Annotated in this window: 22 protein-coding genes and 1 tRNA gene; 9 read left to right on the top strand and 14 right to left on the bottom strand. The window is 43.4% G+C overall.

Annotated elements, in window-relative coordinates; translation table 11 throughout:
* The first annotated feature begins 3 nt into the window (after positions 1-3).
* Together V5739_RS01580 and V5739_RS01575 are read left to right on the top strand one after the other, a co-directional pair.
* Positions 4-948: a lysostaphin resistance A-like protein gene (locus tag V5739_RS01580; protein WP_423819390.1), complete on the top strand. Its 945-nt coding sequence runs from the start codon at positions 4-6 to the stop codon at positions 946-948.
* A 51-nt stretch (positions 949-999) separates the two neighbouring features.
* A complete protein-coding gene (locus V5739_RS01575; RefSeq protein ID WP_423819389.1) occupies positions 1000-2103 on the top strand; it encodes an AMP-binding protein in 1104 nt (367 codons plus the stop codon).
* 144 nt (positions 2104-2247) lie between these two features.
* Here the strand turns inward: V5739_RS01575 and V5739_RS01570 are convergent, their stop codons facing one another.
* Together V5739_RS01570 and V5739_RS01565 are read right to left on the bottom strand one after the other, a co-directional pair.
* Positions 2248-3891 carry a M1 family metallopeptidase gene (locus V5739_RS01570; RefSeq protein ID WP_423819388.1) on the bottom strand — a complete coding sequence of 548 codons (1644 nt, stop codon included), beginning with the start codon at positions 3889-3891 and terminating at the stop codon, positions 2248-2250.
* A gap of 12 nt (positions 3892-3903) precedes the next feature.
* On the bottom strand, positions 3904-5532 hold the full coding sequence (locus V5739_RS01565) for an acyl-CoA carboxylase subunit beta (RefSeq protein ID WP_423819387.1): 1629 nt from the start codon (positions 5530-5532) through the stop codon (positions 3904-3906).
* Positions 5533-5748: 216 nt separating this feature from the next.
* On the opposite strand from V5739_RS01565, the gene V5739_RS01560 reads away from it, so the two are divergent.
* On the top strand, positions 5749-5928 hold the full coding sequence (locus V5739_RS01560; RefSeq protein ID WP_266070940.1) for a CAL67264 family membrane protein: 180 nt from the start codon (positions 5749-5751) through the stop codon (positions 5926-5928).
* 156 nt (positions 5929-6084) lie between these two features.
* Here the strand turns inward: V5739_RS01560 and V5739_RS01555 are convergent, their stop codons facing one another.
* On the bottom strand, positions 6085-6753 hold the full coding sequence (locus V5739_RS01555; protein WP_423819386.1) for a hypothetical protein: 669 nt from the start codon (positions 6751-6753) through the stop codon (positions 6085-6087).
* Positions 6754-6854: 101 nt separating this feature from the next.
* On the opposite strand from V5739_RS01555, the gene V5739_RS01550 reads away from it, so the two are divergent.
* Both V5739_RS01550 and ettA read left to right on the top strand, forming a co-directional pair.
* Positions 6855-7325 (top strand): DinB family protein, encoded by a 471-nt coding sequence (locus V5739_RS01550; protein ID WP_423819385.1) that lies wholly within the window; start codon positions 6855-6857, stop codon positions 7323-7325.
* 113 nt (positions 7326-7438) lie between these two features.
* Positions 7439-9127 (top strand): energy-dependent translational throttle protein EttA, encoded by a 1689-nt coding sequence (gene ettA / locus V5739_RS01545; RefSeq protein WP_423819384.1) that lies wholly within the window; start codon positions 7439-7441, stop codon positions 9125-9127.
* Positions 9128-9205: 78 nt separating this feature from the next.
* On the opposite strand, the gene V5739_RS01540 is transcribed toward ettA, so the two are convergent.
* From V5739_RS01540 to hutI, 7 genes are all read right to left on the bottom strand, one after another.
* A complete protein-coding gene (locus V5739_RS01540) occupies positions 9206-9796 on the bottom strand; it encodes a DNA-binding response regulator (RefSeq protein WP_423819383.1) in 591 nt (196 codons plus the stop codon).
* A 30-nt stretch (positions 9797-9826) separates the two neighbouring features.
* Positions 9827-12892, bottom strand: coding sequence for a ligand-binding sensor domain-containing protein (locus V5739_RS01535; RefSeq protein WP_423819382.1), 3066 nt, complete (start codon positions 12890-12892; stop codon positions 9827-9829).
* Between the two features lie 223 nt (positions 12893-13115).
* Positions 13116-13916: an MBL fold metallo-hydrolase gene (locus tag V5739_RS01530; protein WP_423819381.1), complete on the bottom strand. Its 801-nt coding sequence runs from the start codon at positions 13914-13916 to the stop codon at positions 13116-13118.
* A gap of 65 nt (positions 13917-13981) precedes the next feature.
* Positions 13982-14440 (bottom strand): GNAT family N-acetyltransferase, encoded by a 459-nt coding sequence (locus V5739_RS01525; protein WP_423819380.1) that lies wholly within the window; start codon positions 14438-14440, stop codon positions 13982-13984.
* Positions 14441-14791 (bottom strand): DUF1622 domain-containing protein, encoded by a 351-nt coding sequence (locus tag V5739_RS01520; RefSeq protein ID WP_266070949.1) that lies wholly within the window; start codon positions 14789-14791, stop codon positions 14441-14443.
* Positions 14784-15779: a formimidoylglutamase gene (locus V5739_RS01515; protein WP_423819379.1), complete on the bottom strand. Its 996-nt coding sequence runs from the start codon at positions 15777-15779 to the stop codon at positions 14784-14786. The genes V5739_RS01520 and V5739_RS01515 overlap by 8 nt, the downstream gene beginning before the upstream one ends.
* Positions 15780-17015 carry an imidazolonepropionase gene (hutI, locus tag V5739_RS01510; RefSeq protein WP_423820430.1) on the bottom strand — a complete coding sequence of 412 codons (1236 nt, stop codon included), beginning with the start codon at positions 17013-17015 and terminating at the stop codon, positions 15780-15782. It lies immediately after the preceding gene.
* Between the two features lie 129 nt (positions 17016-17144).
* Here hutI and V5739_RS01505 point away from each other — a divergent pair, with 129 nt between their 5' ends.
* The 3 genes from V5739_RS01505 to V5739_RS01495 all read left to right on the top strand — a co-directional run bounded on the left by V5739_RS01505 (position 17145) and on the right by V5739_RS01495 (position 19682).
* On the top strand, positions 17145-18317 hold the full coding sequence (locus tag V5739_RS01505) for a trans-sulfuration enzyme family protein (RefSeq protein ID WP_423819378.1): 1173 nt from the start codon (positions 17145-17147) through the stop codon (positions 18315-18317).
* Between the two features lie 509 nt (positions 18318-18826).
* Complete coding sequence (gene bshB1, locus V5739_RS01500) at positions 18827-19543, top strand: bacillithiol biosynthesis deacetylase BshB1 (RefSeq protein WP_423819377.1); 717 nt, start codon at positions 18827-18829, stop codon at positions 19541-19543.
* Positions 19544-19606: 63 nt separating this feature from the next.
* Positions 19607-19682, top strand: a tRNA-His gene (locus tag V5739_RS01495).
* A gap of 549 nt (positions 19683-20231) precedes the next feature.
* On the opposite strand, the gene V5739_RS01490 is transcribed toward V5739_RS01495, so the two are convergent.
* Positions 20232-21260 (bottom strand): M28 family metallopeptidase, encoded by a 1029-nt coding sequence (locus tag V5739_RS01490; protein WP_266069068.1) that lies wholly within the window; start codon positions 21258-21260, stop codon positions 20232-20234.
* Positions 21261-21427: 167 nt separating this feature from the next.
* On the opposite strand from V5739_RS01490, the gene V5739_RS01485 reads away from it, so the two are divergent.
* Complete coding sequence (locus V5739_RS01485) at positions 21428-21856, top strand: CBS domain-containing protein (RefSeq protein ID WP_266069067.1); 429 nt, start codon at positions 21428-21430, stop codon at positions 21854-21856.
* Between the two features lie 208 nt (positions 21857-22064).
* On the opposite strand, the gene V5739_RS01480 is transcribed toward V5739_RS01485, so the two are convergent.
* The 3 genes from V5739_RS01480 to V5739_RS01470 all read right to left on the bottom strand — a co-directional run bounded on the left by V5739_RS01480 (position 22065) and on the right by V5739_RS01470 (position 25779).
* On the bottom strand, positions 22065-24428 hold the full coding sequence (locus V5739_RS01480; protein WP_423819376.1) for a GH92 family glycosyl hydrolase: 2364 nt from the start codon (positions 24426-24428) through the stop codon (positions 22065-22067).
* A 196-nt stretch (positions 24429-24624) separates the two neighbouring features.
* A complete protein-coding gene (locus V5739_RS01475; protein ID WP_423819375.1) occupies positions 24625-25065 on the bottom strand; it encodes a MarR family winged helix-turn-helix transcriptional regulator in 441 nt (146 codons plus the stop codon).
* Positions 25066-25164: 99 nt separating this feature from the next.
* A complete protein-coding gene (locus tag V5739_RS01470) occupies positions 25165-25779 on the bottom strand; it encodes a glutathione peroxidase (protein ID WP_423819374.1) in 615 nt (204 codons plus the stop codon).
* Between the last annotated feature and the right edge of the window lie 60 nt (positions 25780-25839).

Below are 25839 nucleotides of genomic sequence, written 5' to 3'. Positions count from 1 at the left end.
AAAATGTTTATACAACAGGCATATAAAGGCAAAACTGAATGGTGGCGCTATGTAATAGGGTTAGTGATCATCTTTTTGGGCTGGCAGCTCTTTGGGGCTCTACCCTGGTTTGGTGCCGTGATTTTGGAGGCAGGCCCGGATGTGCTTACGCTTTCGCAGGAAGAGTGGATGAGGGTGCTCGATTCAAATCTCAATTTCTTTTTGTTGCTTCTTTCTTTTGCTGTGGGCCTCGCTGCCCTGCTTTTTGTGGTGAAATACCTGCATGGCCAAAGTATTAAACACGCTACTACTTCTCGTAAAAAAGTGGACTGGGGCAGGTTTTTCTTCGGATTTAGCATTGTGGCTGTTTTCACAGTTGTTACCACGCTTATCGATTATAACATGCAGCCCGAAGACTATCTCTGGAATTTTAAAACGGTGCCTTTCCTCATACTCGCAGCCATTGCCCTTATCATGGTGCCCCTGCAAACCAGCTTTGAAGAATACCTCTTTAGGGGATATCTTATGCAGGGAATTGGGGTGCTCGCGGGAAACAGATGGGTGCCTCTGGTCATAACTTCTGTGATCTTCGGAAGCCTTCACCTGTTCAACCCCGAAGTGGAGAAGCTGGGTTATATTATTATGGTGTACTACATTGGCACCGGATTTCTACTCGGTATTATGACCCTTATGGATGAAGGGATGGAGCTGGCTCTGGGCTTTCATGCCGGGAACAACCTGGTAGGTGCATTGCTGGTAACAGCCGATTGGACGGCATTTGAAACCAATTCGGTTTTAAAGGATGTTTCCAATCCTGAGGCAGGGCTTGATATTCTTCTGCCAATCCTTATTGTGTATCCAATTTTCCTGTTTTTAATGGCGCGGACATATCGCTGGACCAACTGGAAGGAACGTCTCTTCGGAAAAGTAAATCGGCCGGAACCTATAAACTACCCGGAAGAAATTTAGTATTTCTGAACAATTCGTTAACTTTAGCCTTTGATCGTTAAATATGACGAAATGATGCAAACAAAATTCAGCTTACCCGAAACTCATCCCGAATTCAGGCTTAACGGGCTTCACTACAACAATGAAGAACTGGCTGCGGTAGCCTACAGTCTTATCAAGGAAGGGGAGCCCTATGAGGGCCAGGCAGGAAATTTTCTGCTAGACTGGGTTAATGATAAAGAATATATCGAGGTGAAAACCTCGGGTTCTACAGGGCCTCCTAAGAGAATTCCTATTAAAAAACAGCAAATGATCAACAGTGCCCGGGCCACGGGAAAATATTTTGAACTGGGGCCGCGCACTACTGCATTGCATTGTCTTCCGGTGAATTTCATTGCCGGAAAAATGATGCTGGTCAGGGCCATGCTGCTGGGCTGGAAGCTTGATCTTGAGCTACCAAAAGCAAACCCTCTTGACCGCATTTTTAAGACCTATGATTTTTGTGCCATGACGCCCCTCCAGCTGGATAATTCTCTTAGCCGGCTACACCTCATCAAAAAGCTGATCGTGGGTGGCGGAGCCGTATCGGGGAACCTGCGTAACCTTGTGCAGGGAATCAATACCGAAGTATACGAAACTTATGGAATGACCGAAACAGTTTCTCATATTGCAGCCCGTCACATCAATGTAAAGGAGAAAAAGATTGAAGACCCGCTGCCTTTTTCTACGTTGCCCAATGTAAAAATTGATGTTGACGACAGGAGTTGTCTTGTTATTGAAGCCCCACAATTAAACGACGACACACTTGTTACTAATGACGTGGTGGAAATTGTTTCTGAAAACAGCTTTATCTGGAAAGGCAGAATAGACAACCTCATCAATTCGGGGGGGGTGAAGCTACATCCCGAAGAGATAGAAGTGAAGCTGGCGCCAATCATTGCCCACAGGTTTTTTATCACCTCCCTGCCCGATGCGGCACTTGGTGAGAAACTGGTTTTGATGGTGGAAAGTCAGTTTTCGGAAGTGGCTTTGAACAATCTTGAAAGGGAGATCAAAGCCTGCAGGAAGTTAGGGAAGTATGAAATACCCAAAAAGATCTATTTCGTCGAAAAATTCGAAGAAACTGCAAACGGAAAGATCCACAGGGCCAACACCCTTAAGAGCCGGATGAACTAGTTTTACTTCGGAAGTAATAAAGTTTTTCAATTTCCTCTGAAGTTTTAGCATAGAGGAAAGAGCAAGGTTTGAAATAAAATAAGTCGGGATCAAAACATTGATCCCGACTTTTTTATTTCTACTGAAGTGTCAAAAATGGCATTTTTAAGCCTGCTTCAGGTTTTGACGTTTAATATAAAACTCATCTTCCTGCACCTGTACTGCTTCAGGAGAATTCACCTGCTGTTCGAGCTTTTGCCATTTTTCCGTAGGATAGAGACGAAGCTCTTTTCCTTCAATAGTTACATCTACAGGCATATCAAATCCTTCAACATCGGCTTTCCATTTGTAGAGAATACTGCCTTTTTCCTGCTTAAACTGCAGTTCGGGTAAGGCAGCGTGCCTCAGGTATTGATCGAATACCGGCTGCAGGTCATACTTTATGGCAGCATTAAAGAAATCTTCGGTGGTTTGGGTAGTAATGATCTTATGGCGATTGGTTTCGGTATAATCTTTTAAGGTTTTCCACCACAAATCGTCATCATTGTAGATGCTTCTAATGGTGTTTAGCAGGTTAGCGCCTTTGTAGTACATGTCTCCCGATCCTTCACTGTTCACGCCATATGTGCCAATGATCTTTGTGCTGTTGGCAATATTGTTCCTTATACCTTTAAGGTAGTTGAGGGCTTCCTGTTTTCCCCAGCGGCACTCAATGTAAACCGCTTCAGAATAAGTGGTAAAGCCTTCGTGTATCCACATATCTGCGATATCTTTGGCTGTAATGCTGTTTCCAAACCACTCGTGGCCAGATTCATGAATGATGATAAAATCCCATTTTAAGCCCACCCCTGTGCCGCTTAGATCCCTGCCCAAATAACCCATTTGATATTGGTTGCCATAGGCCACGGCGCTTTGGTGTTCCATACCCAGGTAAGGCGTTTCCACCAGTTTAAACCCGTCTTCTTCAAAGGGGTAGGCTCCAAATTTTTCATAGAAGCAGTTCATCATAAACTTCACTTCTTCAAACTGCTTTTTGGCTTTTTCGAGGTTGTAAGGCAACACGTAATAATCCAGGTCCAGATGGCGGAACCTGTCTTTAAAATGAACATAATTACCAATGTTCACCACAATATTGTAATTGTTGATGGGGTTGTTCACCTTCCAGTTCCAGCGGGTATAACCGTCACCCAGGATTTCTTTTCCGAGGAAACGACCGTTAGAAACGTTCATAAGATCGTTGGGAACAGCGATTCCAATAAGGGCTTCTTCGGGTTCATCGCTTTGGTGATCTTTATTAGGATACCAGAGGCTTGCTCCCGTCCCCTGAACCGCAACAGCGATCCATGGGTTGCCCTGCTGGTCTTTTTCAAAAACAAATCCGCCGTCCCACGGGGCATTTTTGGCAACTATCGGATTTCCGGAGTAGTAAAAAAGAACAGAGTCTATTGCTTTTTTTTCTACCTGTGGCACCAAATCAATAAAAACGGCATTGTGGCGCCGTTTAAAATCCATTCTTTTTCCGCGGAAGATAATGGAGTCAACCCTCATATTCCTGAAGAGGTCCACCTGCATTACGGGCAGGTCTTCTTCGGCCTTAAAGCTGATGCCGTTATAACCCGATATGAACTTGTCTTGGGGTACCACCTTTACCTGCAGGTTGTACTTGAGTACATCGTATTCTCTTTCGGCCCTCAAAGAACCACGTAGCGTATCGGCTTCGGTGAATTGAGATTTATTGGTGAGCACCTGGCCCTGTAGAGGAGTAGCTGCAAGAATTAAAACAAAAATAATGAAGGTGAAAAATCGCATTTTTGAGAGGTATTAGGTCTGGATCACACCCAGGTTAAAATCTTTTTTGATAGGAGCATTATTGGCTGCTTCAATTCCTGTAGAGAGCCATTTCCTGGTTTCGAGAGGATCTATCACCGCATCGGTCCACAAATGGGCAGCAGCGTAATATGCTGAAGTCTGCCTGTCGTACCTGGCCTTGATCTCGTCGAACACTTTTTTCTCCTTTTCGGCGTCTACTTTTTCCCCTTTTTTCTCGAGGGCCGCAGTTTCTATCTGCGCCAGAACTTTTGCTGCCTGGGTACCGCCCATAACAGCGAGTTCGGCACTGGGCCAGGCGAAAATGAGGCGTGGGTCATAGGCCTTACCGCACATAGCGTAGTTACCGGCACCGTAGGAGTTTCCAATAATCACTGTAAACTTTGGGACTACCGAATTACTCACGGCATTTACCATTTTTGCCCCGTCTTTAATAATGCCGCCATGTTCACTCTTGCTGCCAACCATAAAGCCGGTCACATCCTGAAGAAATACCAATGGAATTTTCTTCTGATTACAATTGGCTATGAACCGGGTCGCTTTATCGGCCGAATCTGAATAGATCACCCCGCCAAACTGCATTTCTTTTTTGGCACTTTTGACAATCTTGCGCTGATTGGCCACGATACCAACGGCCCACCCATCAATTCGGGCGTAGGCGGTAATGATGGTTTGCCCGTAACCTTCTTTGTACTCCTGAAATTCAGAATTGTCTACCAGCCTGGAAATGATCTCCCGCATGTCGTACTGTTCGTTGCGCTGCTTGGGAAGGATTCCGTAGATATCCTGCGGATCTTTTGCCGGCTTTACCGGATCCTTGCGGTTGTACCCGGCCTTGTCATTATCCCCAATCTTATCTATAAGCCCTTTAATAGTATCAAGGGCGTCTTTATCATCTTTGGATTTATAATCGGTAACGCCGCTAATTTCACTGTGGGTTGTGGCGCCGCCCAGGGTTTCGTTATCAATAGATTCCCCAATAGCGGCTTTAACGAGGTAACTGCCGGCCAGGAAAATACTTCCGGTTTTGTCAACAATAAGGGCTTCATCACTCATTATTGGCAGGTAAGCCCCTCCGGCAACGCAACTTCCCATCACGGCAGAAATTTGCGTGATGCCCATGCTGCTCATTATAGCGTTATTTCTAAAGACCCTTCCGAAGTGTTCTTTATCGGGAAAGATCTCATCCTGCATAGGGAGGTAAACCCCGGCCGAATCTACAAGGTAAATGATGGGCAGTCGGTTTTCAATAGATATTTCCTGGGCTCGCAGGTTCTTCTTTGCGGTAATGGGAAACCAGGCACCGGCTTTTACCGTGGCATCATTTGCCACTACGATACATTGTTTGCCCGAGATCTTTCCAATCTTCACCACCACGCCGCCACTTGGGCAGCCGCCGTGTTCTGTGTACATTCCGTCTCCTGCAAATGCTCCTATTTCAATAGCTTCCTGGGAATTGTCAAGCAAATAATCTACGCGCTCACGGGCGGTCATTTTGCCTTTGGCGTGATGTTTTGCAATGCGTTTTTCGCCGCCGCCCAACTTTACCTCTTTGAGGCGTCGTTTAAGCTCTGATACTAATAATTTGTTGTGGTCTTCGTTCTTGTTGAATTCAATATCCATTTATAAGATCTAAAAGTCGTTGTGGTTATCACTCTACCCCTTTAAAAAGCTGTGTAGATTTATCAATGGTCGCTAAAATACAAAAACCCTGCAACTAAAAATCCTTATAAAAACATATAAAAATGCGATCTTTGTCATAGAAGAGGTCATTTTACAATACTACTTTTACGGCCTTTTGGCAATGACTGCCATAAAACTAATTACTCGCTGCACAAGATGGGAATGAATAAGAACACGATTTTTGGATGGGCATCATTTTGCATGCTCCTTATAGGTATTGCTTTGGTTTTGCTGGGGGTGCTCAAGTACCAGGATCAGGCTATAGGTTTTTCTACCGTAGGGATTGGCTTCTTTGTAATGTCCTGGGCTTTTAATGCTTTAAAAGGAAGGGTTTAAAAATAGTATTTTCGCCCGGGATTTTTTCTGAAGAGATCCGGGAACAAAAAGCAAAATTGATCAAACTATAACTTTTTTTACTGAAGATTCATCCTGTCCTTTTTGAATAAATCTTCAGAAGCAATTAGTTTGGCGTTGCAGGGCTTTGTGCCTAAATTAAAAGGAAAACCCGAAACCAATATTGGCAATTAAGCCTTTAAAAAGTAAATCTGCCGAAGCTAACTCTTCTTCAAAATCGTAAATATCCCTCTCTGTGGTACCATCGGGATACCTCACCTGGTAATCTATGGTTTTGGGAAGAGAGGAGAAGGCATAGCCAATTTCTGGCCGAAAATAGAACAGGCCGCCCAGTTTGGCGCCTAATTTAATGTTGAAAGAACTGTGGTTGTAATCAATATACCCGGTGCCATCCATGCCGTCTTCATTGACATCTGTCTGGCCTTCAAACTTCATTTGGCCATAGCTCACCCCGGCATAAAGGCCTTTTCCCGCTTTAAAAATATAATAATTTATTCCGCCTTCAATATAGGAGTAGCTAAGATCGGTAGTTTCGGTGTCATCAGATTCATCTTCAGATAAAAACCAGTCAGATTCAATGGTCGAATAATCCAGGCTTACAGAAACCTTGTCGTTTAAAAGCGGCGTCACGTATTCTACATTTCCGCCCACCATGTTTGGAAATCCAATTTTCACACCCAGGTGTATTGGTCTTACCTTATAATCCCTTTGTTCCGGAAGCTGCTCCTGTGCCTGTATAAAACCGGTGTTTAATAGCAAAGTAGCCAGGGCTAAAAAGAAGAGCGGGGTGGTGGTGAATATTTTCATGACGCTAATATTATGTTATAACCGAAAGATATCTCATTAAAAATGAGGCTGCAATACCCATAAATAAGTAATTTTAAGGAAATTGAAATTCAATTAAGCCTATGAATAATTTGAAAGAAAGTTTGGTGAAGCATTTAAAAGGCGGCGAAGCTTTTATGCCGGTAGATAAGATGATTGAAAAAATACCCTTTTTGGAACTGGGGAAAAGGCCTGCAGATCTTCCTTATTCATTCTTTGAGATCTTCTCTCATATTCGTTTTACGCAGAAAGATATTCTAGATTATTGTACACAAACTGATTATAAGGCACCCGAATGGCCTAAGGATTACTGGCCAGAGAAATCTTCTCCCGATGATGAAATTGCCTGGAAGGAGCTGGTAGATGCTTATTTTAAGGAGAGGGATGAGCTAGAGGAGCTTATACTTTCCGAAGAAAAAGATCTTATGGATACAGTACCTTCCGGCGTAAATCATACGCTTTTCAGGGAGATTCTACTGGTCATTGAACATACCGCTTATCACAGCGGGCAACTTTTAATTATCTTAAGGCACCTGGGACTTCATTCCTCTTGAAATTATTCTGATGCAGCCTTAAAATCAATTCTAAAATTATGATATTTGTCTGTTAGAATAAACCGGGAGTTCTTATTAAGAACTTCGAAATAATAAACTGAAAACAGCATTTTATGGCAGATGATAAGAAAGTAATTTTCTCGATGTCGGGAGTTACAAAGACCTACCAGTCAGCAAATACGCCGGTACTTAAGAATATTTACCTCAGCTTCTTTTACGGGGCAAAAATTGGTATTCTTGGTCTTAACGGTTCCGGGAAATCGACCTTGCTCAGAATTATTGCAGGTGAAGAAAAGAATTACCAGGGAGATGTGGTCTTTGCACCAGGCTATTCAGTAGGATATCTTGAACAGGAGCCAAAACTCGATGACGATAAAACTGTACTGGAAATTGTAAAGGAAGGGGCAGCCGAGACCGTGGCTATTCTTGAAGAGTACAACAAGATCAACGACATGTTTGGTCTACCTGAAGTCTACGAAGATCCAGATAAGATGCAGAAGCTTATGGATAAGCAGGCTGCACTACAGGACCAAATTGATGCGAGCAATGCGTGGGAATTGGATACCAAGCTGGAGATAGCCATGGATGCGCTTAGAACGCCCGATCCCGATAAGAAAATCGGAGTACTTTCGGGTGGGGAACGAAGAAGGGTAGCGCTGTGCCGACTACTGCTTCAGGAGCCGGATGTGCTACTTCTGGATGAGCCTACCAACCACCTTGATGCAGAATCTGTATTATGGCTGGAACAACACCTTCAGCAGTATAAAGGAACAGTGATTGCCGTAACGCACGACCGTTATTTCCTCGATAACGTAGCTGGCTGGATCCTGGAACTTGACAGGGGAGAAGGAATTCCGTGGAAAGGAAATTACTCCTCATGGCTCGATCAAAAAGCCAAACGCCTTGCACAGGAGCAAAAGCAGGCAAGCAAGCGTCAAAAAACGCTTGAGCGAGAGCTGGAATGGTCAAGAATGGCACCTAAAGGAAGACAGGCCAAACAAAAGGCCCGTTTGAACAACTACGATAAGCTGCTTAGCCAGGATCAAAAACAAATGGACGAACAACTGGAGATCTATATTCCAAATGGCCCGCGTTTGGGAACCAATGTGATTGAGGCTAAGGGTGTGAGCAAGGCTTTTGATGACAAATTGTTATATGATGATCTCAACTTTAAGTTGCCGCAGGCCGGGATTGTGGGGATTATTGGACCAAACGGTGCCGGTAAAACCACGATCTTTAAGATGATCATGGGGGAAGAACAACCTGATAAAGGTACTTTTGAAGTAGGGGATACAGCAAAGATTGCCTACGTAGACCAAAGTCACACCAATATAGATCCTGAAAAAACTATTTGGCAGAACTTCAGCGATGAACAGGAGTTGGTGCTTATGGGAGGCCGGCAGGTGAATTCAAGAGCATATTTGAGCAGGTTTAACTTCAGCGGAAGCGAACAGAACAAGAAGGTGAGCAAATTGTCTGGTGGGGAAAGAAACCGCCTGCACCTGGCCATGACCTTAAAGGAAGAAGGGAACGTTTTACTTCTGGATGAGCCTACCAACGATCTTGATGTGAACACCTTGAGAGCTCTTGAAGAAGGTCTTGAGAATTTTGCAGGCTGTGCTGTGATCATCTCTCACGACAGGTGGTTTATGGACAGGGTTTGTACTCATATCCTCGCATTTGAAGGAAACTCGGAAGTATATTTCTTTGAAGGCAGTTTCTCTGAATACGAAGAGAACAGGAAGAAACGTCTTGGCGATGTGGCTCCAAAGAGAATTAAATACAAGAAGCTGGTACGCTAAGTATTAGCTCCTTTTAAGTCTATCCATTATTAGCTGAAAACTTCAGCTGGTAATGGATATTTTTTTGGTGAAGGTTAGTTACAGCCGATTAGATAGCACAAATCTTATCAATTCCCCTTTTTTATTGAGCTGAAGTTTTTCCTTAATATTCTTCACGTGGGTGTCTACAGTAAGTTTAGATATGCACAGCTCTTTTCCAATCACCTTGTTTGTCTTTCCGGTAGCCAGAGATTGCAGGATCTCGACCTCCCGTTTGCTCAGCTTTTCGGTTACTGAAGTATCCTGTGCGGGCTGAATGTAATTTTCACGGTTTTTTAGTGCCAGGTTGAGGGTGGTGAGTAACTGCTGATTGTTGAATGGCTTCAGAATATAGGCATAGGGGGTAACTTCTTCGGCATACTCCATGACCTGCGGATTGGAATAGGCTGTAAGGAAAATGACCGGCCCGTGTTGATCAAGTTGATGAAATTTCTGAATGATCTCAATACCATTCATTCTGTCCTGCAGGTTGATATCGCAAATTACCCCACTATAGCTCTCATGCTGCAGGCTTTCAACAGCCTTATCTACATTTGAAGAAATAGAGACTTCGTAAGAATTCTTTTTTAGAAAAATCCGCAAGCTTTCGGCGATAATGATTTCATCTTCAATGATCAGGATTTTATTCATAAGCAGTTAGGTTTAAGAACGCGGTGAAACTTAACATTTAAATAAGATAACAATATGGGCTCCTTCGGGTACCTTCAGGATCTCGAGATGGCCCTTTAACTGTCTCGCCAGGTTTTCTACAAGATTAAAGCCCAGGGAATTTTCATCTTTGAAATTGTCAGGGATTCCTATGCCGTTGTCTTTATAATCAAGCCTTATAAGTTCGCCTTCCCGGGAAAGGGAAATTTCGATCTTCTTGTTGTTTCTATTGCCGGGAAAAGCATGTTTCAGCGTATTGGTAACCAGTTCATTAATAATGATGCCCAGGGGGGTGATACATTTTTTGTGCACTTTCAGCACTTCCAGGTTAAAATCTAAATGCACCCCCTCGTCCATAAAGCTCACAAGTTCCCTGGCCAGGCTGGAGACGAATTCATCCAGCTTAAAATTTTCACCAGGTTTTTTGGCACCTAACAAATCGTGAATGGCTGCAATGGTAAACAGCCTGTTTTGCGCCGCCTGAAGGTTATTTCTGGCCGATTCATCCTGAATAGTCTCTTTTTGGATATCGAGCAAACTTGCAATGAGCTGGAGGTTGTTTTTCACGCGGTGGTTGAGTTCCTGCATTAAAAAAGCGATGTTGTTTTTTTGCTCTTTTGCGAGGTGCATGGCCTTACTAAGGTCGTTGTTGGTTTTTCTAAGCTCGGCAGTGCGGCCTTCCACCATTTTGTGAAGGCGCAGGTTCTCTGCTTTTTTCAGGTTGTACCTGTACAGGTAAACCCCGGTGATGAGCAGTAGGAAGAAGAGAATGGCAAAAGCCCTGAACCAGACAGTTTTATACCAGGGGGCTCTTATGGTAAGCACGAGGGAATCTGGTGCTCCCCATTTCAAATCGTTGTTGCTGCCTTTTACCAGGAAGGTGTAGGTTCCGGGGTTGAGGTTGGTGTAGGTAGTAGAGCGTTCTTTGGTGACCGGGCGCCAGTCTTTGTCAAAGCCCAGCATTTTAAACTGGTAATTGTTCTTCTGTGGAAGCAAAAAATTAAGTGCCGTGAATTTAAAAGTAATTACGTTCTCATCATGTTCAAAAGAAAGCGTGTCGGTATAAATTACATTACGTTCAATGGGTGTTCCAAAGAGCTCTACCTCTTCAATAATCGTTCTTCCGGCGTGGGTATTTACAGGAATACTGTCGGCGTGGAATTTATTGTAGCCGTTCATACCCCCAAAATACAGGTAACCCAGGCTGTCTTTATAAGCTGCCTTGCCATTGAATTCGTTGTTCTGTAGCCCGTCCTGTTCTGTAAAGTTGGTAAAAGTTTTAGTTTCCCGGTCAAATTTTGAAAGTCCGCGGTTTGTACTCACCCAAATATCGTTGTTATTATCGGCGAGCACGCCGTATATAAAATCATTGGGCAGCCCCGGCTGTTCCAGGTAAGAAGTGATTTCGTCTGTCTGCAGGTTGAGCCTGTTAAGCCCCTGCGCAGTTCCTATCCAGAGATTATTGTTCTCATCCTGGGTAATACTAAAAACCCGGTCGTTGCTAAGAGAGCCTTCGGAACCCGATTTGTGCGTATACTGCCGGGTTTCACTGCCCGAAATTCTATAAAGCCCGTCGTCGGCACCCAGCCAGGTGGTCCCGTCTTTACTAATGAAGGATGCTCTTGATCTATGGATATCCCGGCCATTAATTTTTACCTGATGGGCTTCGAAAGTTTGTGGATCTACCGAATAGATTCCCGAAGCCCAGGTGCTCACCCAGATGCTGTCTTTGCTTAACGGAATGATCTCCGCCACATCCCGGTCGGGAATGCCGGTTAAAGGAGTAACGTCTTTAAAAAGGTCTTTTTTCCTGTTGTATTTCTCAAGGCCAAGGTCAAATCCGCCACCCCAAATTTGTCCCTGCGAATCTTTGACCAGTGTGTAACCCAATTTGTTGGTGCGGTACAGCTCATAGGTATCCGCACGCATATCGTGCTTCACATAACCAATAGCGGTGGCCATCCACAGCGTTTCGCCTTCTCTCAGAAAGTTGAAAATGCTTATGAAGTCTTTTTCGGGTTCATTTTTAAGTTCTATGCGCTGTGGAGTGAACTTTTGTCTGGCCGGATGATAGTAGAACATGCCTTTTCCCTGTGATCCCATCCAAACGCCCCCGCCGGCATCCTGTTTAACCTGAAGGATCTCTACAGGAGAAAATACTTCCTTCTCAAAACCGGCCAACACAATAGGTTTGATATTATAAGTCTGTTTGTTGAGAAATTTGATGCCTTTGGTGCCTCCAAGGAGGTAGTAATCTTCATTCCAGTCAAAGAAACAACGAATACCCGATTCCTGTTCGGGCTGCCCAATGAGCTGTAATTCTTCCGAAGAAAAAGAGTATTTAAAAAGCCCTTTTTGAGTACCTATCAAAACTTCATTAGCCGCGCTTTTCTGAAAAGCATGCACCGGATTATTGTCCAGCGTATTAAACTGGGGCATATCTTCAATGGTCATTTTTTGAAGATCGAGTTTTATAATACCATTAAAATAGGTGCCCAGCCAGATGTTCTCTTCGGAATGATTGATGAGGCCCAGCACATAATCATTGGCATCGGGATTGGGCAGGGGGAGAGTAGTGATCCCGCCAGATTTCCTGTCTATAAGGATGCAATTTTTAAGAGTGGCCGCCAGGAGATATTTGCTGTTCACCTCATAAATGCCATGGGCAAAACTGAGGGAAGGATCGGCAGCTATTTTTTCATGATCCCTGTAATGCAGAAATTTGTTCTGCGACGGAATATAGGCCTGCACTGAATGGGTATTGGTGCCCAGCCAAAGCGTGTCATTCCTGTAAAGCAGCCCCCGAATATGATCATCGGTGAGACCTGAAGTTTCATCGGTTCCCTGGGAATAGGTGTACATGTTATAACCGTTGAACCTATTGAGCCCATCTTCGGTTCCTGCCCACAAATAACCATTTTCGTCAAAATCGAATTGTAAAACATTCAGTTGGGAAAGATCCTGCTTTTGGGCTATCTGGGAAACCCGAAGCGTGTCACCGGCAGGTAACTGTAAATTTTGAGCCCATCCGGTACAGGTAAATAATACAATAAAAATTAGATGTAAAGTTTTCGCCATACTTTTCCCTGAATTCTAAAACTACTTATTTTAAGCGGAATTTATAAAATTTTTAAGAAAATCATGTTTTTGAATAAAATACAAGCTTTTGCATTTTTCTGAAGTAAAGAAAAAGGAAAGAAGATTGTCAAAAAAGGCGTTTTTCAATGATCATTTGAAGTTTATTAATGAAAAAACTCGCTTTTTTTTAGCGGGTTTAAATTCTGAAATCTTTATGTGAAAATTAAGATCCATCTTCGGGGTACCAGTTGGCCAGCACCACTTCTACCTCGCTGTTTCCTTCGTTTACCAGTTGTTTGAATTTGTCAACATCGGCTTTTCCATCCTGTCCGCGGAAGTGGTACGGATAGACTTTTTCGGGTGCAAACTCGATCACTGCATCTGCAGCTGCATCAACCGGCATGGTGTAAGGCAGGTTCATTGGCACCAGCGCAATATCTATGTTTTCGAGGTTTCTCATTTCGGGGATGTCTTCGGTGTCTCCGGCTATGTAAAGCCTTTGTCCGTCTTTTTCAAGAACATACCCGTTGCCGCGGCCTTTTGGGTGGAACTGTTTTGCTTCTTCCCGCAGGTTGTACATAGGGATAGCTTCAATGGCAATCCCACTTTGACTTAGATTTTCTCCGTTGTTCATCACGGTGATTTTTGTCGCTAAAGAATCAGGCAGCTCATCTTTCACTGCCTGCGGCGCAATGATGGGCGTGTCGCCAAGGTTCAAAGCAGCCAGGGTTTCAGCGCTCATGTGATCTCCGTGAATATCTGTGATCAATACCATATCGGCATCGGTCATACCTGTAAAAGCTTCGGCGCCTCCCACGGGATCGAGGTAAATGGTTGTATCTCCCCAATTGATCACCGCGGTGGCGTGTGAAATGGGATTGATGTCTATTTCAGCAGTATCTGTAGCGGCAGCTGTTTCTCCTTCCAGCACGTCTTCTCCTGTAACATCAGGAACTTCGCGGTTTTCATTTTTGCAGGATAAGAGCGAACCGGCCACCATGGCGAATAATAAAATACGTTTCATAAAAAAATCAGTTTCTAATAAAACTAATGAAAACTGAAGCTTTTCACCCTAAGTTTAATAGTACTTTAAGAAAGCGGTAATTCCATTTTAATGTCACCGCGGGCATAAGGATTGTTCTCCCCAATGGGAATTTCTTTGAAACCATACTTTTTGTAGATGTGAATTGCGTTCTCCAGCTTTCGGTTTGAGTAGATAATGAGTTTTTCCCAGCCTCTGCTTTTGGCAAAATCGAGGGTGTGCTGCATTAGCTTCTGGCCAATATTTTTTCCCTGTGCTGCAGGGGCTACAGCCATTTTTGTGAGCTCAAAGATTCCCTCATCAATTTTCATCAAAGCCACCGTCCCGAGAATCCTGTCATTTTCGCGGACAAAGAAGATGTTGCCTCCCGGTTCAATAATGTATTTTTCTGGCTTTCCCAAAACCTCTTCATCATGAAGTTCTACCCAAAAGTATTTTTCCAGCCATTCAATATTCAGTTGCCGAAAGTCTTCGGCATATTTTTGGTCAAATGATATAATCTCCATTTATTCTCCGATTTCCCGCTTTTGCCAGGGCCATTTCCCCTCCAGCTCCACTTGCAAAGAAAGGCTTAAAAAAGTTCGTATTAAAACAATTACACCCAGCACAAGTACATTATTCATTGTAGGGTCTGTGCTTACCGTAGCAATAATATCTCCTGCCACTAAAAATTCAAGTCCCAGTAAAATTGCCTTTCCCAGGTCATGTCTAAAAGTCCTGTAACTACTGCCGTCTTCATGCCTGTCAAAAAAATACCTGTAAAGAGCAAAAAGTGGCCCTATGATCATCACCAAAACCCCGGCAACTTCAATACCCAGCGCGGCCCATTCCACGTAATACTGTACAGTTTCATGCATATGTTTTCTCTTTTAGGAAATCGGTTACTAAATAACTTAGGGCTTTTCCGGTAGGAAAATTATTGGTTGCTACAGCTTCACAAATGTGAAGATAGCAACAATTTCGCTCTTTTGCAGCCTCTCTTATCATCTCCCGGGCTTCATCAAGCTCAAGGCCCGCGGGCGAAACAGCGCTGCTGGGAAAGTTTGCGATCGCATCACAATCCAGTTCAAGGCCAAATTTTTCCTGTTTTACAAAATCCAGCAGTTCCAAAAATACCGTTTTTCGCTTATGCTTCGGAAGCTCTTCAAGCAGGTGGTATTGATATGCTTCGGAAGTATTCATTTTATCAAAGATATATTGAGGGGTGTAATTTTGATGAAGCCCGAAAACAGAATACTTCTCTAAAAAGCCATTTGTGAAGGCATAGCTGAAGCCGTTCCCGCTGTGACGATGTTCCAGCCTTCGCAGGTCGGTATGTGCATCTATATTCAGTACGTTTATTGGATGATTAAAAGCTTCTGAAGCTCCTTTTAAATTGCCAAACGCGTTGTTATGGCCGCCGCCAATGATCACCGGAAATTTTCCTGCTAAAATGACATTTTTGACAACCTCACTAACTATAGCATCCAGTTGTTCCACAAGATCACCCAGCTTCTGAACGTAATTTGGGTCTGAAACATCAATATTTCCGGCCTTTTTCATTGCTTCGGAAGTATTGATCTCTCCTAAAAGCAAAATATTTTCTCCCGAATTAAATTGATTTTCCTGAACATTGAGAAAAGCTCCCAAAAATGCCTGCCATGCATTTGAAGTTCCGGGTTTTCCGAAGTTTGCCCGCACGCCAATATCTTCAGGGATCCCAATAATGACAATTTTGGCTCCTGATTTTTGAACATCCTCAAAACTCGTGGCAACCTTAATTTTCTCTCCCAGTTTAGTTTCTCCCTGCCGGGTTGAGATCAGCTTTGAAACCTGTTTTTCAGAATAAAACTTCAACTGATTCATTTATACATTTTTTCCGTTTATATAAACCGAATGGATGTGGTTGGCGCCAAAAGAATAAGGCATAAATCCGTAAGAAGGGATCTCCTCGGTAAGGATGAGGTTTGCGGCTTTGCCTTTGGTGATGCTGCCGTGGGTGTCGAGAATATCCATTGCATAAGCCGCATTAATTGTGGCTGCATTAATGGCTTCTTCGGGGTTCATTTTCATCTTTATGCAGGCCAGCGAGATCACCAGGTTCATGTTTCCGTTGGGGGTGCTTCCGGGGTTATAATCGGTGGCCAGGGCAAGTGGCAGTCCGGCGTCAAGGATTTGTCGAGCCGGGGAGTAGGGAATTCCGAGAAAAAGAGAGCAGGAGGGCAGTGCTACCGGCATGGTGCCGCTATCTTCTAGCGCATCAAGATCGTCGGGCTCCATCACTTCCAGGTGGTCTACAGAAAGTGCGTTGTGCGCTACTGCGGCTTTGATACCGCTAATAGCATTGAATTGATTGACATGTATCTTGGGCCTGAGACCATATTTTTGCCCGGCCTCTAAAACCCGGTGCGTATCTTCTACCGAAAAATAGCCTTTTTCGCAGAAAATATCTACATATTCGGCCAGCCCTTCTTCAGCTACTTTTGGGATCATTTCATTAACGAGCAGGTCGAGATAGCCGTCTTTGTCGTTTTTGTATTCCGGCGGAATTGCATGAGCGCCCAAAAAGGTCGCTTTTACGGGCAATTTATAGTTTTCTTTCAGCTTTTTGATCACCCGCAGCATTTTGAGTTCGGCAGCTGTGGTCAAACCATAACCCGATTTGATCTCAATGGCCGTGGTACCCATCTTCATCACTTCTTCCAGCCGCCTGGCCGATTGCAGATAGAGCTCTTCTTCAGAAGTTTCCTGCAGCTTTATGGCCGAATTCACTATTCCGCCACCTTTTTCGGCGATTTCTTCATAAGTGAGGCCGTTAATACGGTCTATGAATTCCTGTTCTCTGTTTCCGGCGTAAACAAGATGTGTGTGGGAATCTATCCAGCCCGGCAGCAGAAACTTTCCGGAGGCATCTACTTCAGAAACTCCTTCAAAAGAGGGAAGATCCTGCATTTTTCCGAAGTCGGCAATTTTCCCGTCCTCCACCAGCAACCAGGCGTTGTCTATAATGGGGAGTTCTTTCATTTCGCTGCCTCTTAAAGGTTTAAGGGTTTCCTCTCTTACCTGTACGAGCTGTTTGATGTTCTTAAAGATGGTTTTCATATCGTAAAGATAAAAAAGTGCCGAGAAATTACAGGGGCTGTCAGGGAGGAGTCTCAAAAATGGCATTTTTGGAACCCGTCTTTTTCATTAATTATTTTTATCTTGGAAAAGAATTTTTTTCCGACAATTATGACTCATAAAAAACCCGGTCTCAATACCATTTGCACCCATGTGGGCGAGCTGAAAGATGAACAGTTTAAGGGCGCAGTGTCCCCGTTGTACATGTCAACTTCTTATGCTTACGAAGATATGGAGGTGAAACGCTACCCACGCTACTTTAATACGCCAAATCAACAGGCGCTGGCACAAAAAATGGCCGCACTCGAGCATGGCGAAGCTGCTCTTATTTTTGGCAGCGGAATGGCAGCGGTAAGTACTTCGCTTTTTGCCTTTTTGCAGAAGGGAGATCACGTGGTGCTGCAAAAAACGCTCTATGGAGGTACAAGCAATCTTGTGGTGGAGGAATTTGAAAAATTCGGCATCGAATATTCCTTTGCAAAAGATCTTTCTGCGGAAGCTTTTGAGCACGAGATCCTGGAAAATACAAAAGTGATCTACATTGAAACTCCGTCAAACCCATTGCTTACAGTAACTGATATTGAAGCTGTGGCAAAGCTCGCAAAAAAGCGGGGGCTGGTGAGTATGATCGATAATACGTTTGCTTCACCCGTAAATCAAAATCCCATTGATTTTGGAATTGATGTGGTGATACATTCGGCTACAAAATACATGGGCGGTCACAGCGATATTCTTGCCGGGGCCGTGATCTCTTCGGAAGAAAAAATCGACAGGATTTTTCAGCTGGCCAAGAATTTTGGCGGAAGCCTTAGCGATTATACTGTTTGGCTCCTGGAACGCAGCCTGAAGACCATGGGGCTTAGAGTAAGGGCACAGAATGAAAATGCACAAAAGCTGGCCGAATATCTCGAGAAAAATGAGTTGGTGCAGAAGGTGTATTATCCCGGATTGGCTTCTCATGACGGGCATGAACTGGCAAAGAAACAAATGCACGGGTTTGGCGGAATGCTGTCTTTTGAACTGAAAGACCTCGATTCGCAGGCGTTTATGAAGTACCTGAAGCTTATCAAACCCTCTATGAGCCTTGCCGGGGTGGAATCGACCATTTTGTCACCTGCCAAGACCTCTCACGCCCTACTAACTCCCGAAGATCGTGCAGCGCAGGGAATAAGTGATAAGCTGATGAGATTTTCGGTAGGTATCGAGGAACCCGAAGATCTTATTGCCGATATCGAACAGGCCCTGGAAGAGACGAAGAAGGATATGCTGGATGTTCGGCTGTAATGTTAGTACGCAGTTATAAGTGGTCAGTATTCAGTGATCAGTGCTCAGTGCTCAGATAGTTTGATTAAAAAAGCTTAAGAGGAGTAATACATAAAAAATATTTGTGTATTTGTGGCTACTAGAGGAACAGGAATAGTGAACCAGTATTAAAAAGTGTTCAGTCGTTAGTGTTCAGAAGGTTTGATTAAAAAAGCTTAAGAGGAGTAATAAATAAAAAATATTCGTGTATTTGTGGCTATTAGAGGAACAGGAATGATGAACCCGGTTTAAAGAGTGTTCAGTGTTAAGTGCTCAGAAAGTTTGTTAAAAAAAGCTTAAGAGGAGTAATAAATAAAAATATTCGTGAATTCGTGGCTACTAGAGGAACAGGAATGATGAACCAGTATTAAAAAGTGCTCAGAAAGTTTGCTGAAAAAAGCTCCGACTGATCCATATTGAGAAGAGTAAATAAAAAATATACGTTTATTTGTGGCTAAATTTTCACGAACAAGACAAGAAAGATTACAAAAATGAAATTAGATATACTTGCCATTGGGGCGCACCCCGATGATGTTGAATTGAGTTGCTCGGCTACCCTTGCCAAAGAAATTTCACGGGGCAAAAAAGTGGGGGTACTGGATCTTACCCGCGGGGAGCTGGGAACCCGTGGTACCGCCGAGATCAGGGATCAGGAGGCTGCCGATGCGGCAAAGATCCTTGGGCTCTCTATGCGGGAAAATCTAGAATTCAGTGATGGTTTTTTTGTAAATAACGTCTCTCATCAGCTTGAGATCATTAAAGTGCTGCGGAAGTACAAGCCAGATTTGGTGTTGTGTAATGCGATAGACGACCGGCATATAGATCATGGGAAAGGGGCAAAACTGGTAGCTGATGCCTGTTTTTTGAGTGGCTTGCGTAAGATTGAAACTATTTACAACGGGAATTCCCAGGAGGCATGGCGCCCAAAGAATGTTTTTCACTACATACAATGGAAAAATCTTACCCCCGATGTTGTGGTAGATGTTACGGGCTTCATGGACAAGAAATTAGCGTCTGTTAAAGCCTATAGATCGCAGTTTTGGGACGAAAATAGCGAGGAGCCCGAAACTCCTATCTCAAGCAGTAATTTTTTTGACAGCATCACCTACAGGGCCAGGGATTTAGGTAGGCTCATCAATGTAGAATATGCGGAAGGATATAACGTGAGCCGACATGTGGCGGTAGATTCCCTGTTTGATCTCCTGTAAAAAATTAAATTTTTTTCTTTTGTAGAAGAGAGGAATTATATTACATTTGCATCCGATTAAAATGGTGGTTGTAGCTCAGCTGGTTAGAGCGCTGGATTGTGGTTCCAGAGGTCGCCGGTTCGAACCCGGTCTTCCACCCAAAAAGCTTCTTGTGAAAACAAGGAGCTTTATTTGTTTTAGGGGATCCCGTCACGTAAATTATCCCCTCCTTCGGAGGGGTGGCCCCAGGTTGGGGTGGGGAATTTGTGTCGCTCCGCTGGAGCTCATTTTGACCTTGAGATTTCTCTGCTATAAATATATCGCTCCTCCGGAGCTCATATTGGTTCTGTGTGTTTTTCTATAGATATGCCGCTCCTTCGGAGCTTGCTTCCTCTTTTTTTTTGATCACACAGGTTTTTAAATCCTCAAAAAATATTTCTGATTTAAAAATGGCAATTGAAAAAATCCCCTCCTTCGGAGGGGTGGCCGCAGGTCGGGGTGGGAAATTGTGTCGCTCCTCTGGAGCTCATTTGGGTCTTTTTTATTCTCTGCTTTTTTACTCAGGTTATTAAAATCCAAAATTTACCATTGACCCACCCCTTCTTCGGAGGGGTGGCCGCAGGTTGGGGTGGGGAGGAGACAGAATAAAAAAATCCTCACAGGTTTTAAAAACCTGTGAGGATTGGGTAATAATGATATTTCCCGTAAACTACTCTCCTGCTTCAGTCAGGGTAGGTTTATCAACGTAAGGGCGGGTGTCGCGGTTTGCTATTTCCCAGGCGGTAAGGAATACCAGCTTAGCTCTTTTCTCCAGTAAATCGTATTCTATTTTATCTGGCGTGTCTGTGTGACGGTGGTAATCTTCATGCACTCCATTGAAGTAAAAGATGATTGGAATATCATGTTTTGCAAAATTGTAGTGGTCACTTCTGTAATAGAATCTGTTTGGATCATTTTCATCGTTGAAAGTATAATCCAGGTTGAGGTTCAGGTACTTTTCATTGACTGCCTCACTTAGCTCATGGAGTTCGGTACTTAATTTGTCACTTCCTATAAGATAGACATAATCTCCCGCACTTTCCATATCTTTTCCAATGCGCCCTATCATATCAATATTGAGGTTCGCTACAGTGTTAGCGAGTGGGAATACAGGATTTTCGGAATAAAATTTTGATCCAACGAGTCCTTTTTCTTCTCCCGTAACATTAAGGAAAAGAATAGAACGTGCAGGGCCAAAGCCATCTTCCTGTGCCTTTTTGAAAGCTTCGGCAATTTCAAGTACTGCAACTGTGCCCGAGCCGTCGTCATCGGCACCATTATAGATCCTTCCTTCGTCATCAATTCCCACATGGTCGTAGTGAGAAGAGATCACCAGTACTTCTTCAGGTTTACTGCTTCCTTTAATATATGCCAAAACATTTTCGGTATCTTTTACATTTCCCCGTGTAAAATAGCTGCCGGGAACTTCCTGGAAATAATCATCACCACCTAAAGGAGAGGCGATGTTGAGACTTTGATATTCTTTTTTAAGGTAATCTGCCGCCATTTTCTGGCCGGGCTCTCCTGTTTCTCTTCCTTCAAATTCGTCACTTGCAAAGGTGTACAGGTGATCTTTTAATTCTTTGGAAGTGATGGTGCTGGCATACTCCATTGGGTTGGCTTCCGAGATGTCTCGTGGTTGCTGCGCTTTACAGCCAATGAGGCTTACGGCAAGAGAAAACAATAAAACTTTTTTCATGTTAAATGTTAGGGATTAAAATAAAGACGGCAATATAAGAGATTTAAAAGAATTCTTTCATTTTGAAGTTATTTCCGGCGCATTTTCTGAAGAATATTTCCTTGTTCTGAATTTAAAATGAGGCAGAATTGTTGTATTTTAAATAGCTCCTGATAAAAAGAACTCCGATGAAAAATGATATTTCCGTTTCCCAGATAATGACCAAAAACATTTTGCGTCTTTCGCTGTCTGACAGTCTTTCGACAGCCGAATCTCTTATGAAGAAGAACCACATAAGGCATCTTCCGGTAGTAGAAAATGAGCATATTGTAGGCATGATAAGCCTCAACGACCTGCTTAGGATCTCTTTTGCCGATGCGACCGATGGCGGTGGGGATGATGTTGAAACCACTGTGTATGAAATGTTCACGGTAGAGCAGGTGATGACGCAGAAGGTAGAATATATCACTTCCAGCCATACAGTCACAGATGTAGCCAAATTATTTTTGGAGCACGAGTTTCATGCCTTACCTGTGGTAGATGATGATTGCCTAACCGGAATTGTTACGACAACAGATGTGATTAGGTTCTTCCTTGAAAATAAAAGCAAAGAATAAAGAAAATAAAAAAGTGAGAAGAGTATTGTAGGGGGGTACACTTCTCACTTGTAGTGCCTTTACAGGCGAATAATAATATCAAAATAAGTCATTTCTTTCTATAGAAAAATATGTTTTTATACGGTTTAACCTGTATTTAACATGATGTGTAAGAACTTTCCATAAAGACAGCTAAAAAATGCCATTTTTTTGAGGGAAGTAAAATATATTATTCATATAACTCCCTATTTGGAGTACTTGCCATATAGAATTTTAATTCTCCCCCTTTCATAAGTTCATGGTGGTTGATAAAAGGACTTTCAAGTTTCTTTCCGTTGAGTTCAACCTTCTCTACGAATACATTTTCTTCACTTTGATTTTCAGCAATTACCCTGAAGGTCTTTCCGTTTTCGAGATTGATAGTAGCCTGGTTAATGGCCGGGCTGCCAAGGGCATATTCTTCGCTGCCGGGTGCTACAGGATAAAATCCTAAAGCACTGAAGATATACCACGCGCTCATTTGGCCAAAATCATCATTCCCACCCAAACCATCGGCCCCGGTTTGATATTGATCTTTTAAAACCATCCTTATTTTATCCTGGGATTTCCAGGGCGTGTCAGTCCAATTGTACAGGTAGGCCACATGGTGAGACGGCTCGTTGCCGTGCACGTAATTTCCAATGATGCCTTCGCTGGAAATATCTTCGGTATTAGCAAAATATTTATCCGGAAGATCCATGCTGAAAAGGGAATCGAGGTGCTGAGAAAATCTTTCTTTTCCACCCATCATTTCAATCATTTCAGCAGGGGCGTGGGGCACGTACAAGCTGTAGTTCCAGGCATTACCTTCAATAAAGCCCTGCCCATGAGTGTCTAATGCATCAAACTCTTTTTTAAAGCTGCCATCACTGAGTTTAGGTCTCATAAAGCCCGATTTTGGATCAAAGACATTCTTGTAGTTTTCTGACCTCATCATAAACTCTTCAAAAATGTCATTTTTACCCAACTTTTTTGCAGCCTGTGCAATGGCCCAGTCGTCATAGGCATACTCCAGGGTCTTTGATACCGATGCACCATTTTTATCTTCGGGCACATAACCCATGTCCATATAATATTGCAGGCCGTCATAATAACCTGTTTTAGCTGTTTGCACCATGGCATCAAGCGCCCGTTCCTGGTCAAAGTCGGCATTGCCCTTTACTATGGCATCTGCAATGACCGAAACACTGTGGTAGCCTATCATGCACCAGTTCTCGTTGGCGTAATGCGACCACACCGGCAGCATGGAATGCACGCTCTGGTCATAATGTGCCATCATGGCTTCTACCATATCGGCATTTCTTTCGGGCTGGAGCACGTTGAAAAGCGGGTGTAAAGCCCTGTAGGTGTCCCAAAGTGAAAAACTGGTGTAGTTGGTAAAGCCGTCGGCCTGGTGGATTCCCATATCAATTCCGCGGTATTTTCCGTCGGTATCCATATATTCTGTAGGTCCTAAAAAAGCGTGGTACATAGCCGTGTAGAAATTGACCATATCTTCAGGTCTTTCAGTCTCTACAATGACTTTATTGAGCTCTTTGTTCCAGGTTTCCCGGGCTTCAGTTTTTACCTGTTCAAAATTCCAGTGCGGGATTTCCTCTTTCATATTCTGCAAGGCTCCTTCAGCACTAACCGGTGAGATCGCCAATTTGATATTCAGCTTTTCATTTTCTTTCATGTCAAAATCAAAATACATCCTGATCTTTTCCCCCGCTATCTCCGGAAAGTTTTCATCCTGGTCAAACTTCCTCCAAAATCCATTATAAGGCTGCTTATCATAACGTTCCCTTCCGTAGTTGTTTATGGGTTTGCTGAAGGAGAGCGCAAAATACACTTTCCTGGTGCGGGCCCAGCCATTGGTTTGCCGGAAACCGGTCATCAAAGTGTCATTTTCAACCCTCACAAAAGTCCACACATTTTTATCGTCATAATTGTAAATGCCAGAAACAAGGTCTAAGATGATGTGCGATTTGCCAGCTTCCGGAAAGGTGTACTGGTGCATTCCCACCCTGCTGGTAGCGGTCATTTCGGCTTTGATGTTGTAATCTTCAAGCAAGACGCTGTAATAACCGGGTTGGGCAGTTTCATTGGCGTGAGAAAATCTTGAACGGTAGCCGCTATCGGGATCAGATGCTGTTCCGGGATTCAGCTTTAGATCTCCGGTAGTGGGCATGATCAAAAAGTCCCCGAGATCTGAATGGCCGGTGCCGCTAAAATGAGTGTGGCTAAAGCCGACGATGGTCTCATCGTCGTATTGATAACCGGCGCAATACTTATAAACATCGGGGTTGTACTGTCCATTGACGGCATAGGGAATCGTATCGGTATCAGGGCTTAGCTGTACGCTCCCAAAGGGAACTGTAGCGCCGGGATAAGTGTGGCCCATTTTTGCCGTACCTATCATGGGGTCAACATATTGTGCCAGGTCTTTTAATTCGGGTTGCTGATTATTTTCAGTTTCCCTTGCGGCAGATTTTTTACAGGAGTGCAGAAATACGGCAGAAACTACCAGAACAACTCCCATATAAAGTTGGGGGCTAAAAATGTTTTTTCTCATTTGGATACTGTTTCTGGACCTGTTCATGGAAAGAGGGTAATGGAAACTTAATTTGCAGGTCCTTTTTTGTTTAACGTTGGTTAGCTGAATAGCGTGAAGCTTCAATGGCTCCGTTGCTTTTCCTGCCGAAAAATACGGACAAAAAAGCCGGAGCCATGGTCAAAGTTACAAAAATGAGAATAGGGTGCTGGTCTTTTTACTTAGATAAAAATTCGATGACATCATTAAGTCTTTCCTTCAGCTTAACAAGATCACCGATTTCGAGCTGACTATCTAACAGGCGTTTTTCTAATGCTTCAGGGATTTGAGCTGCCTGTTCCTGCAGGTCTCTTCCTTTTGAAGTTAGTTTCACCAGGACCTTGCGTTCATCTTCCTTTGAGCGTTCCCGGGTAATTAGTGCCTGTTGTTCCATGCGTTTAAGCAGGGGAGTGATGGTGTTGGTGTTGAGAAGTAACTTCCTGGCAATATCGTTTACGGTAAGGCCATTGGTCTCCCATAAAACCATGAGTACCAGATACTGTGGATAAGTGATCTCCAGCCGGTCCAAAAATGGCTGATATTCCCTCGTAATTAACCGCGATGCTGCGTAAACAGGAAAACATAATTGATTTTCTAATTTAAGTTGTTCGTATTCCATAGTACAATGTATTGCAGGAATTATTCAGGGTGCTACAAATTAATTAAATAATCGCCTGCGATAAAAAACTTCCCTTCTGAAAACGAAGTATCACTAGAATTATTCCAAAGCTCTTAAAAATTGCTCTTCCAATGGAGAGATAGAAGGGCCGAAATAATGCGTTAAAAGGCCATTTTCATCCACAATATATTTACTAAAGTTCCAGTCGGGCGCATGATGGTTCCAGCCGTTGAGGTCTTTATTTGTCAGCCATTTGAAAAGTTCGTGCTGTTCCTCATTTTTGACCACCACGGCTTTTTTGGCTACCGGAAAAGTTACCCCATAATTCATCTGACAAAATTCGGCTATTTCATTGTCTTCACTTTTTTCCTGTCCGGCAAAATCATTGGCAGGAAATGCGATTACCTGAAGAGTATTGCCGTAACGCTCCTGTAAAGATTGAAGTTCGGAGTACTGGCCAGTGTAGCCGCAGTTGGAAGCAGTGTTCACCAAAATCAATTTCTTTCCTTTAAATTCTTGCAGCTCCAGCTTCTTTCCGGTGTTAAGGTCAATTTTCAGATTGTACAAAGAAGTGAGCGGCTGGCTTTTTTGTTCATTGGTTAAGACAGTCCCATTTTTACCTTTTTTGCCAAGTTTTTTGATTAATGGGTACATGAAGCGTAAAACTTTTTGCTTCAGGCTTTGACTTTTTACTGTTGTTGATCTATTTGTCATTTCTGAATATTATTTTATTTGTAAATATGATTCTCAACTTCTTTTATTCCGAAGTAAATA

This window comes from Salinimicrobium sp. TIG7-5_MAKvit (assembly GCF_049569215.1).
In the GTDB taxonomy this organism is placed as follows: domain Bacteria; phylum Bacteroidota; class Bacteroidia; order Flavobacteriales; family Flavobacteriaceae; genus Salinimicrobium; species Salinimicrobium profundisediminis.
This window is presented reverse-complemented; position numbering and strand designations above follow the sequence as displayed.

Excerpts from the sequence above, each read along its gene's own strand:
- V5739_RS01580 (WP_423819390.1), top strand. The coding sequence starts at position 4 with ATGTTTATACAACAGGCATATAAAGGCAAAACTGAATGGTGGCGCTAT.
- V5739_RS01575 (WP_423819389.1), top strand. The coding sequence starts at position 1,000 with ATGATGCAAACAAAATTCAGCTTACCCGAAACTCATCCCGAATTCAGG.
- V5739_RS01570 (WP_423819388.1), bottom strand. The coding sequence starts at position 3,891 with ATGCGATTTTTCACCTTCATTATTTTTGTTTTAATTCTTGCAGCTACT.
- V5739_RS01565 (WP_423819387.1), bottom strand. The coding sequence starts at position 5,532 with ATGGATATTGAATTCAACAAGAACGAAGACCACAACAAATTATTAGTA.
- V5739_RS01560 (WP_266070940.1), top strand. The coding sequence starts at position 5,749 with ATGGGAATGAATAAGAACACGATTTTTGGATGGGCATCATTTTGCATG.
- V5739_RS01555 (WP_423819386.1), bottom strand. The coding sequence starts at position 6,753 with ATGAAAATATTCACCACCACCCCGCTCTTCTTTTTAGCCCTGGCTACT.
- V5739_RS01550 (WP_423819385.1), top strand. The coding sequence starts at position 6,855 with ATGAATAATTTGAAAGAAAGTTTGGTGAAGCATTTAAAAGGCGGCGAA.
- ettA (WP_423819384.1), top strand. The coding sequence starts at position 7,439 with ATGGCAGATGATAAGAAAGTAATTTTCTCGATGTCGGGAGTTACAAAG.
- V5739_RS01540 (WP_423819383.1), bottom strand. The coding sequence starts at position 9,796 with ATGAATAAAATCCTGATCATTGAAGATGAAATCATTATCGCCGAAAGC.
- V5739_RS01535 (WP_423819382.1), bottom strand. The coding sequence starts at position 12,892 with ATGGCGAAAACTTTACATCTAATTTTTATTGTATTATTTACCTGTACC.
- V5739_RS01530 (WP_423819381.1), bottom strand. The coding sequence starts at position 13,916 with ATGAAACGTATTTTATTATTCGCCATGGTGGCCGGTTCGCTCTTATCC.
- V5739_RS01525 (WP_423819380.1), bottom strand. The coding sequence starts at position 14,440 with ATGGAGATTATATCATTTGACCAAAAATATGCCGAAGACTTTCGGCAA.
- V5739_RS01520 (WP_266070949.1), bottom strand. The coding sequence starts at position 14,791 with ATGCATGAAACTGTACAGTATTACGTGGAATGGGCCGCGCTGGGTATT.
- V5739_RS01515 (WP_423819379.1), bottom strand. The coding sequence starts at position 15,779 with ATGAATCAGTTGAAGTTTTATTCTGAAAAACAGGTTTCAAAGCTGATC.
- hutI (WP_423820430.1), bottom strand. The coding sequence starts at position 17,015 with ATGAAAACCATCTTTAAGAACATCAAACAGCTCGTACAGGTAAGAGAG.
- V5739_RS01505 (WP_423819378.1), top strand. The coding sequence starts at position 17,145 with ATGACTCATAAAAAACCCGGTCTCAATACCATTTGCACCCATGTGGGC.
- bshB1 (WP_423819377.1), top strand. The coding sequence starts at position 18,827 with ATGAAATTAGATATACTTGCCATTGGGGCGCACCCCGATGATGTTGAA.
- V5739_RS01490 (WP_266069068.1), bottom strand. The coding sequence starts at position 21,260 with ATGAAAAAAGTTTTATTGTTTTCTCTTGCCGTAAGCCTCATTGGCTGT.
- V5739_RS01485 (WP_266069067.1), top strand. The coding sequence starts at position 21,428 with ATGAAAAATGATATTTCCGTTTCCCAGATAATGACCAAAAACATTTTG.
- V5739_RS01480 (WP_423819376.1), bottom strand. The coding sequence starts at position 24,428 with ATGAGAAAAAACATTTTTAGCCCCCAACTTTATATGGGAGTTGTTCTG.
- V5739_RS01475 (WP_423819375.1), bottom strand. The coding sequence starts at position 25,065 with ATGGAATACGAACAACTTAAATTAGAAAATCAATTATGTTTTCCTGTT.
- V5739_RS01470 (WP_423819374.1), bottom strand. The coding sequence starts at position 25,779 with ATGACAAATAGATCAACAACAGTAAAAAGTCAAAGCCTGAAGCAAAAA.